Here is an 8,464-nt window from a genome sequence, read left to right as displayed (position 1 = left end):
CTGTCCGAAAAAATTCGACCATAACCAAAGACACCAAAAACTGGCATCAAAAAACATCCACCCCTAAACGGGAAAAAGAGGCAGACAAAAAACAACAAACAAAAACCACCAAACACACTATTGAGTTCTCAAACAACACACCCGCACGGCCGCGCCACCAGCCCGCGGCATTTAAGCCGCGTGCTCGTAGTGCGGACGTTCAGGAGCCCACCGAAGTGGGACTTCCCTCTGGGAGTCGCCGCGCTCTTCGGGCTTGGCCCGTGTCGCAGCGACGAGTCCATAAGTTACGTGAGGGAAAAGTAGGAGTCAAATGGCCTGATAGAACGGGTTTTTCGGATCGACACCCGTCACGCGCACCGGGGTGCGTTGACTGCTACAGGACGGTTCAACGCCCCACGCGCCCAAGTTGTTCCCGCAACGGTTGGGCGGTCAGGCGACCCGTTCAATGCCGGCGATGTTGCGCTTGCCACGCCGCAACACCAGCCACCGCTCGTGCAAGAAGTCGGTCGGCTGAGGAACCCAGTCCTCGGTGTCGATTCGGGTGTTGTTGACGTAGACGCCGCCCTCGGCGACGGTGCGCCTGGCCGCGCCCTTGCTCGGCGACAGCCCGCTGGCCACGAGTAGGTCGACGATGGTGTCGGGCCCCCCGGGCTTCAATTCGGCGACCGCGGCCTCGCGTAGCGCCGCACCCAGCGTCGGCTCATCGAGTTCGCCCAGTTCGCCGCGGCCGAACAGCGCCTGGCTTGCGTGTTCGACCGACCGAGTCGCGGCCTCGCCGTGCACCAATGTGGTCAGCTCGCGCGCCAGTCGCCGCTGGGCCGCGCGCTCATGGGCGCGCTCCGCGGTCGCCTGTTCCAACTCGGCCAACTCCTCGGGCGAGAGGAACGTGAACCAGCGCAGATAGCGGATGACGTCCGCGTCGGCGGTGTTGATGAAGTACTGGTACCAGGCGTACGGACTGGTCATCTCCGGGTCGAGCCACAGGCTGCCGCCACCGGTCGACTTCCCGAACTTCTTACCCTCCGAGTCGGTCACCAACGGCGTTGTCAGGGCATGCACCGTGGCGCCGTCCTTCTGACGGACCAGCCTGACCCCGGCGATGATGTTGCCCCACTGATCGGAACCGCCGATCTGCAGCGCGCAGTCGTATCGACGGTGCAGTTCCACGTAGTCGTTGGCCTGCAGCAGCATGTAGCTGAACTCGGTGTAGGAGATGCCCTCACCTTCGAGCCGACGCCGGACGGTATCGCGGTCGAGCATCACGTTGACCGAGAAGTACTTGCCGACGTCGCGCAGGAACTCGATCGCCGAGAGAGGCCCGGTCCACGACAGGTTGTTCTCGATGACGGCCCCGGTCGGCGAGTCGTTGAACTCGACGAACCGCTCGAGCTGCCCGCGGATCCGATCCGCCCACTCCGCCACAGTGTCAGCGGTGTTCAGCGTGCGCTCCCCGGTGTCGCGCGGGTCGCCGATCATTCCGGTGGCCCCGCCCGCGAGCACGATGGGTCGATGGCCGGCCTGCTGGAAGCGGCGCAGCGTCAACAACGGAATGAGGTGACCCGCATGCAGGCTGGGCGCGGTCGGGTCGAACCCCGAATACACGGTGACGGGCCCGGCCGCCAGGGCCTCGGCCAGCGCATCACGGTCGGTGGACTGCGCGATCAGTCCACGCCACTCCAATTCGTCGAGGATCGACGTACCCATGCGTGCGATCTTTCCGTACTAGTCGCTTCCTCCGGGAGCCGGTGCCCGTGGGCTGCGCCGATACGCCGATACCTCGGGCCGCCCGGCCAGCCAGAACCGCCATGGACGGTCGGCGGCCTTGCTCACCCCGACCCGTGGCCCCTCGGTCGGCACATGCCGCTCCCCGAGCGTCAGCTGGACCGGGCTGTCGGGATCGAACAAGTCGATCCCGTTGTCCTCCATAGTGATTCCCAACGCCGAGCACAGATTGCCAGGCCCTCGGGCCAGGCCAGCGGGACGGACCAACTCACCGCGGCGGGCGTGTGCGGTGCTCAGCCCGGCCTCGACGGCGGCCGCCCGCAGCAACACCGCGCCGGCCACGCCGTCGGTCGCACAGACGACGTTCGCGCACACATGGATGCCGTGGCTGCGATATGTGTACAGCCGCCCGGGTGGACCGAACATCACCCGGTTACGCGCGCCCGGGCCTCGGTACGAATGTGCGGCCGCGTCCGGCCACGGGCCGTCTGGCGGGCCACCGTAGGCCTCCACCTCGACGATCATCGCGCTGACCCCGCGCCCGATGAGGTCGGCGCCGAGCAGGAGACGGGCCGCCGTCAACGGGTCGGCCGACAGGAGTTCAGCGGTCATCGGCGCCCACGCTCTCGACTCATCGCAGGCGATCCTACGGAGAGCCTTGACACGGCCCGCGCAGCGGAGGATATTTCATCACATGATGACTTCATCGCATGATGAATTTTTTCGTCGAGGCGCCACCCCTGCCGTCGAGATCGAGAATCTGCGGGTCATCCGCGGTAAGCGTGTGGCCGTCGACGACATCTCGGTGCGGATCGCCCCGGGAACGATCACCGGTCTGCTGGGCCCCTCCGGCTGCGGCAAGACAACGTTGATGCGAAGCATCGTCGGCACCCAGATCGTCAGCTCCGGCACGGTGAGGGTGCTCGGGAAGCCGGCCGGCTCGGCGGAACTGCGTCACCGCGTCGGCTATGTCACCCAGGACCCGACGATCTACAGCGACCTGCGTGTCATCGACAACGTCCGCTACTTCGCCTCGCTGTACGGCACGGGCTCCGACGCGGCCGATGACGCAGTGGCCGCTGTCGGGCTCGCCGACCATCGAACCGCGTTGTGCGCCAACCTGTCCGGAGGTCAACGCACACGCGCGTCGCTCGCCTGCGCCTTGGTCTCGCATCCGGACCTGCTGGTGCTCGATGAACCCACCGTCGGGCTCGATCCCGTGTTGCGCGTCGATCTCTGGAAGCAGTTCCACCGGCTGGCCGAACAGGGCACCACGCTTTTGGTCTCCAGCCACGTCATGGACGAAGCCGACCACTGTGGGGACCTGCTGCTCATGCGCGACGGCCGAATCCTCGCCCACACCACGCCCGCGAAGTTACGAGAGGACACCGGATGTCAGTCACTGGAGGAAGCGTTTCTCTCCGTCATCACGCACAACATCGCAGCCCAGAAGGCCGAAGCCGGCTGAGCGTACAGGCGTACGTCGCCACCACCGGACGCATCCTTCGCCAGTTGGCGGCCGACCACCGCAGCGTCGCGATGATTCTGCTCGTACCGAGCCTGATCATCACCCTGCTGTACTTCATGTTCCAGAACGCGCCGCATCCGCCCGGCGTGCCGTCTCCGTTCAACAACGCCTGCCTGATCATGCTCGGCGTGTTCCCCCTCATTGTGATGTTCTTGATCACGTCGATAACCATGCAGAGAGAACGGGTTTCGGGCACATTGGAGCGAATTCTGACCACTCCCCTACGCCGGCTCGACCTGCTCGCCGCGTACGGCACCGCCTTCTCGATCGCAGCCGCCGCACAGGCGACGCTCGCATGTTTGGTCTCGTATGCGTTTCTGAGCCTGCACACCGAAGGTAGCCCGGTGTGGGTGTTCGCGATCGCGATCATCAACGCCGTGCTCGGTGTCGGCCTCGGCCTGCTCTGTAGCGCGTTCGCGCGCACGGAGTTTCAGGCCGTGCAGTTCATGCCGGTGGTGATCGCTCCGCAACTTCTGCTGTGCGGGATCATCGTGCCGCGCGACGTGCTGCCAGAGTGGTTGCAGTGGATCAGCAATGTGCTGCCCGCAAGCTACGCTCTGGAGGCGCTGCAACAGGTCGGTGCGTACGCCGAACCGACATTCACCGTGGTGCGCGACACCGCGGTGGTCATCGGCTTCGCGATCGTCGCCCTCTGCCTGGCGGCGGCGACGCTACGACGAAGGACACCGTGACGACGTTGACCACCAACGCTGAACGCAAGCGGCCGGGCCGGCCACCCGGTCCGTCGGACACTCGCGACCGGATTCTGACCAGCGCCCGAGAGTTATTCGCGCGCAACGGCATCGACAAGACATCGATCCGAGCGATCGCGGCGGCCGCGGGCGTCGACCCTGCGCTGGTCCACCACTACTTCGGCACCAAGACCCAGCTGTTCGCCGCGGCGATCCACATCCCGATCGATCCGACGCAGGTCATCGGTCCACTCCAGCAGGTTCCGGTCGAGGAGATCGGCCGCACCCTGCCGTCTCTTCTTCTGCCGCTATGGGATTCGGAGATGGGCAAGGGCTTCATCGCGACGCTGCGCTCCATCATCGCGGGCAACGACTCCTCGTTGGTGCGGTCGTTCCTGCAGGAGGTGATCGCGAGGGAAGTCGGTTCGCGTGTCGACGATCCGCCCGGCAGCGGGCCTGTGCGGGTGCAGTTCGTCGCCTCGCAGTTGGTGGGCGTGGTGATGGCGCGCTACATCCTCGAGTTGGAGCCGTTCAAATCGCTGCCGGTAGAGCAGATCGCCGAGACCATCGCGCCGAACCTTCAGCGCTACCTCACCGGCGAGCTACCCGGCTTCACCTGACGCACGGCCGAGCATCCGCTGGTGCTCGGCATCGTCGGTGATGTCGACGGCCTCGTCGACCAGCAGCACCGGGATGCCGTCGTCGATGCGATATGCCCGGCGCACCCGGGGGTTGTAGAGATATTCGTCGCCGACCAGCAAAAGCGGGCCGCGATCCTGGGGGCAGACCAGGATGTCGAGCAGCTTCTCGTCGAGGGCCACGGTCGATCAGCCCGCCGGAATCGGCATGGCCGGCGCCTGCGTGACGGGGATGCCGGCAATGGAGCCTCCGCTGGTGGCAGCCTGCTGTGCGGCGCGTGCCTGCAGCTTGCGCTGATAGGCGAGGGTCTCCTTGAGCGCTTCCACGAGCGGCGTCTGATTCGGCCGATGTTCCAGAGCATCTTGGATCGCGAGCTTGTTGGCATTTGACGGACGGAACCCCTGGGCCCGAAGCTTCATCACGTCATCGATCAGTTGCGAGAGTTGTCCACCGCCGTCACCCTGCGCGTACTCGTTATTGATGATGGCGAGCGCTTGGTCCGCCGTCATCGTCACCTGCTCCTCCTTCTTGCAGTCGTCACCGGTGCACGGCGTCTTCGGACCCCCGGCCTGCGGCTCGGGCGCCTCGGTCTGTGCGCTCGGATCGGCGGGCTGCGCCAGCGCCACCGGGGATGCGACACCGACGAGCAGGCCGGCGGTCAGAGCACCACCGGCGATGCCGCCCGCGACGAGGCGACGCCAGATGTCGCGGTGGGTACCGGTTCGCGATGTCATCAATCCTCCAGCTCGATCGGCGGTGGTCCCAGCCCGGCGACGTACCGCAAGGCGGAGCCTAACAGCGCTCGGCGTCGGCGGCAGGTCGTCGCGACCGGCTTCCGCTACTGTCCCTCGGCGATCTCGGCACGCACCGCCACGGTCAGCCGCTTGTACCGTTTCGTATCGGGGTCGAGATACCAGGCGTTACGCGACGGCTTCGGGATGCCCTCGGCGCGTAGCGGGCTGACAAGCGGTCGGTACGACGCACTGAGCGACATGTTCGACACCACGTGGACGATGTCGGGTGGTTCGCCCACCGCCAGATCCGCCAAGGCCTCCGACAGATCGGCCGACGGAATACTGCCGCCGGGCCGCAACTCCAGCGCGGTAACGGCCAGTCGGCGTCCGTTGGTCTCCACCCCGTAGGTGACCGCGAGGTTCACCGACCCGAGGCAGCCGACCGCATCGTTGACGGTGGACGCGTAGACGCATCCCCGATCGGTGTGGATGACCGATCCACGGGCGTCGACGAGCCAGTAGTCGCCGTCGTCGTCGCGGCGGAACAAATACTCCGTCGACACCCACGTGTCGGCCGGAGCGAACACGCCTCGCTTGATCGGTGCGGTGGGGTCGATCGGGCCGCGCGGACGGGCAAGCAGCAGACCGATTTCGTTGGTCTCGGCGCGACGCACGAAGCCCCGCTCGTCCTCGAGGATCAGGTCCTCGGCCGGGTCGTAGGCCGCCAGTGCCAATTCCCGCCCGCCCGGCAGCGGGCGGCCCTTGCTGCCGATCTTCGCGCCGGACACGTTGGCCAGCACCGCCTGTCCGTCCGTGGTCGCGAAGAACTCGACGACGTGGGCGGGTTCGAAGATCTCCACCACCCGCTTCCACAGCCCGGTCGGCATGCCGGATCCGATGAATAGCCGCACCGGATGGCTGCCGTGCAGCGCGAACGACGGGTCGTCGATGACGTCGCGCAGCATCGCCCACGTGTAGCTGACGACGGTCACGCCGTACTGGCGGATCTCGTTGAGGAACCGGTCGGGTTTCAGGCCGCGGGACAACGCGATTCGTGAGCCGCCCACCGCGGCGCCGCCGATCGCGACCAGCAGGCCGGACTGATGGTGCAACGGCGTCAGGCAGTAGACGGTGTCGCTGCGGCTCAGGTTGGCCGCCGATGCGGTGCCGAAGGCCGAGATCGCCCAGCGGGCGTTGGTGATCTGCCGGGCGACGAGTTGGCCGCCGGCCGAGTTGAACCCGATGAAGGCCAGATCACGGGCCAGACCCGGGTTCGGCCGGTACCACCCGGGCAGTTCGACGGCGTCCGGATCGATCTTCTCCATGTCGATGACGTCGCTGTCCTCGGGCACGTCGAGATCGCGGGCCTCACCGCCACCGAGCACCAGCACACGCATCTCGAGTCGCCGGGCCACTTCCAAATTGCTGGGATCGGCAATGATCTCGGTCACCGATCCGAGGCGGGCGGCGGTGGGCAGGTCGGCGTCGGGCGGCATCAGCACCGCGACCGCACCCAGCCGCGACAGCGCGGCGATCGCGACGAGCGCGCTGGGGCGGGTCTCCATCAGGACGCCGACGCGCGCACCCTGGCGGACACCGACGTCGATGAGGCCGCGTACGACATTGTTGATACGCCGATCGACGGCTTCGTAGGTGTGCACGCGGCCGTCGAACAGCAGGCAGTCGCCGCGGGGGAAGTCGCGGGCCTGTTCGGACATGATGCGGCCGAACGAGATCCGGGTGTGCTCGTTGATCTGGCCGAGGCGGGCCAGGCGCGGCAGCGTCCGGGCCGTCTCGACGGCCAGCGCTCGCGCGGATTTGTTGGCGCTGACGACGGCGTCGGCCGCCGAACGGGCGAACGTCCACGCCATCTCGGTTGCCGCGGCGGTGCCGTGCGCCAGGCGCGAGCTGAGCGAGACGCCGGTCTCGTTGGGGTCGGAATGCTGCAGCGCCATTTGGTCGACCCCCTCGGGCCGTTCCCCCGTGCCGTCGAGCCATTTGACCCACTGCGCTACAGCCGGCCATGTCTGACTTGACGCCTTCGACCCCACCACGAGCCCGAAATGTCCTGCACGGATGAGGAATTCGTACACGTCGGCCTTCGGGGCAGCGCGCTTGATTCCGCGCACAGAGGCGGGCTGGCCGATGTCGTCGACCTCGCCGACGACGGCCAGCACCGGGCATTCGATGTCCGAGAGCGTGACCAGCTCGCCGTGAATGGAGAAGCCGCCGCTCATCATCCTGTTGTGCGCGATGAACTGCTTCAGCAGTTCGGCGATGGCCGGCCCGGACCACGCGATCCAGCCCTCGGAGGCCAGGAACCGGCGCTGCTGCTCGCGCGGGAGCAGGGCCTCGCGGTCGTGGAGCTGGCGCAGGAAGTCGATGCGCGACTGCGCGGTCTTGATCGGGTCGAGCATCTGGAAGCCGGTGCGGGCCAGCCAGCCCGGGATGTCGATGCGGCTGAACACGTGATCGGCCATGAAGTCCGCCGCGGCTGGTGCGATGGAGGCGGGCAGGTTCATCGGGAGCGCGGCCAGGGTGTCCACGGGCGAGCCGAACGCGATGATGCTCGCGAGGTCCTTCGATCGGCGGTAAGCCGCGACCTGATAGGCGAACATGCCGCCCTGCGAGTAGCCGGCCAGGTGCACGTCGCGCCCGGTGACCTCTTTGACCGTGTCGATAGCCTCGCTCAACGCGACGACGTGGTCGGCCAGCGTGCGCTCCATGCCCCCTTCGACCTTGTCGGGCGAGCCGAAGTCAATGACCCATGGGTCGATGCCGGCCCGGTGCAGGATGCCGACCGCGCCGTCGTCGCGGGTGACGTCCCACATGTCGGCCGACATCATCATCGGGTGCACCATCAGCACAGGCGGTCCGGGAGGCTTGGATCCGGGCCGGGTGTCGGGCGGGAAATAGCGCCGCAGGCGATACATCGGGACGCTCTGGATGATCTGGAACGGCGAGGGAACTGCGCCGGTCTCCAGGCCGCCGTACCGCAGCACCTCAAGCCCGTTCTGGGCGGTGGCCACCAGCCGTCCGACCGGCTTCGTTATCGCCGACAGATCCACCGCACGCTCCCCTTCAAGCCGACGTGAAGCCCCCGAAATTGCCGAGGTCATCATGGCACAGCGACCTGCGCGCTAGGGCCG

General features: G+C 66.9%; 8 protein-coding genes. 3 read left to right on the top strand and 5 right to left on the bottom strand.

The annotated features are described in order from the left end of the window. Positions 1-429: 429 nt before the first annotated feature. Positions 430-1,704 carry a tyrosine--tRNA ligase gene (tyrS, locus tag A5650_RS13225; protein ID WP_067291678.1) on the bottom strand — a complete coding sequence of 425 codons (1,275 nt, stop codon included), beginning with the start codon at positions 1,702-1,704 and terminating at the stop codon, positions 430-432. A gap of 18 nt (positions 1,705-1,722) precedes the next feature. Beyond that, positions 1,723-2,334, bottom strand: a complete 612-nt coding sequence (locus A5650_RS13220; protein WP_067291674.1) for a DNA-3-methyladenine glycosylase — start codon at positions 2,332-2,334, stop codon at positions 1,723-1,725. Positions 2,335-2,416: 82 nt separating this feature from the next. Between A5650_RS13220 and A5650_RS13215 the strand changes: the two genes are divergently transcribed. Genes A5650_RS13215 through A5650_RS13205 form a run of 3 tightly spaced genes read left to right on the top strand, consistent with a single transcriptional unit; the run spans position 2,417 to position 4,562 of the window. Next, positions 2,417-3,190 carry an ABC transporter ATP-binding protein gene (locus A5650_RS13215; protein WP_067291671.1) on the top strand — a complete coding sequence of 258 codons (774 nt, stop codon included), beginning with the start codon at positions 2,417-2,419 and terminating at the stop codon, positions 3,188-3,190. Next, complete coding sequence (locus A5650_RS13210) at positions 3,115-3,942, top strand: ABC transporter permease (RefSeq protein ID WP_067291667.1); 828 nt, start codon at positions 3,115-3,117, stop codon at positions 3,940-3,942. The genes A5650_RS13215 and A5650_RS13210 overlap by 76 nt, the downstream gene beginning before the upstream one ends. Positions 3,943-3,947: 5 nt before the next feature. Then, entirely contained in the window at positions 3,948-4,562 is a 615-nt protein-coding gene (locus tag A5650_RS13205; RefSeq protein WP_067291746.1) for a TetR/AcrR family transcriptional regulator, read from the top strand. On the opposite strand, the gene A5650_RS13200 is transcribed toward A5650_RS13205, so the two are convergent. From A5650_RS13200 to A5650_RS13190, 3 genes are all read right to left on the bottom strand, one after another. After that, entirely contained in the window at positions 4,545-4,763 is a 219-nt protein-coding gene (locus A5650_RS13200; RefSeq protein ID WP_067291664.1) for a Trm112 family protein, read from the bottom strand. The genes A5650_RS13205 and A5650_RS13200 overlap by 18 nt on opposite strands. A 6-nt stretch (positions 4,764-4,769) precedes the next feature. Further along, positions 4,770-5,315: a hypothetical protein gene (locus A5650_RS13195; protein WP_067291660.1), complete on the bottom strand. Its 546-nt coding sequence runs from the start codon at positions 5,313-5,315 to the stop codon at positions 4,770-4,772. Positions 5,316-5,419: 104 nt separating this feature from the next. Beyond that, on the bottom strand, positions 5,420-8,434 hold the full coding sequence (locus A5650_RS13190) for an acyl-CoA synthetase (RefSeq protein WP_502687070.1): 3,015 nt from the start codon (positions 8,432-8,434) through the stop codon (positions 5,420-5,422). Between the last annotated feature and the right edge of the window lie 30 nt (positions 8,435-8,464).

Origin of the sequence: Mycobacterium sp. 1164985.4 (genome assembly GCF_001668575.1) — a bacterium.
Taxonomy (GTDB): Bacteria; Actinomycetota; Actinomycetes; order Mycobacteriales; family Mycobacteriaceae; genus Mycobacterium.
This window is presented reverse-complemented; position numbering and strand designations above follow the sequence as displayed.

Bases quoted from the DNA above. Each gene is read 5' to 3' on its own strand.
- tyrS (WP_067291678.1), bottom strand. From the start codon at position 1,704: ATGGGTACGTCGATCCTCGACGAATTGGAGTGGCGTGGACTGATCGCG.
- A5650_RS13220 (WP_067291674.1), bottom strand. From the start codon at position 2,334: ATGACCGCTGAACTCCTGTCGGCCGACCCGTTGACGGCGGCCCGTCTC.
- A5650_RS13215 (WP_067291671.1), top strand. From the start codon at position 2,417: ATGATGACTTCATCGCATGATGAATTTTTTCGTCGAGGCGCCACCCCT.
- A5650_RS13210 (WP_067291667.1), top strand. From the start codon at position 3,115: ATGTCAGTCACTGGAGGAAGCGTTTCTCTCCGTCATCACGCACAACAT.
- A5650_RS13195 (WP_067291660.1), bottom strand. From the start codon at position 5,315: ATGACATCGCGAACCGGTACCCACCGCGACATCTGGCGTCGCCTCGTC.
- A5650_RS13190 (WP_502687070.1), bottom strand. From the start codon at position 8,434: ATGACCTCGGCAATTTCGGGGGCTTCACGTCGGCTTGAAGGGGAGCGT.